The organism is Gordonia sp. N1V (genome assembly GCF_029269935.1).
Lineage (GTDB): Bacteria > Actinomycetota > Actinomycetes > Mycobacteriales > Mycobacteriaceae > Gordonia > Gordonia polyisoprenivorans.
Map to the genome: position 1 here is coordinate 1 of NZ_JARJDD010000089.1, position 338 is coordinate 338.

1 pseudogene is annotated in these 338 nt (G+C 61.2%); it reads left to right on the plus strand.

Features of this window, described 5'->3' with window-relative positions:
- Positions 1-64: 64 nt before the first annotated feature.
- Positions 65-338 (plus strand): annotated as a pseudogene (locus P3L18_RS28230) (HNH endonuclease); the annotation flags it as partial.

Below are 338 nucleotides of genomic sequence, written 5' to 3' on the forward strand. Positions count from 1 at the left end.
CGGCATACACTCGAACACAACAACACACAAACACGTGTTCGCTATCGCCGGGGGGGTGACAATCATGGTCGATACCGCACTGCCGGACGTGTCGGGGTTGTCGACCGCCCAGAAACTCGCCCTCGCTCACCGCTTGGTTGATGCGCTGGCGTCGGATGATTTGACTGGGCTGTCCAACGACGACCTGGTCACCGTCGCCCAATCCACCGAACAGTTGATCACCCGGGTCACCGTCCAAGGTGATCGGCAGATCGTCGAATTCTCCGACCGGCACCTCGCCCGCGAGTACGGGTTCGGGTCGATCACCGACGCCATGATCGGCTTGTTGCGTGTGTCGG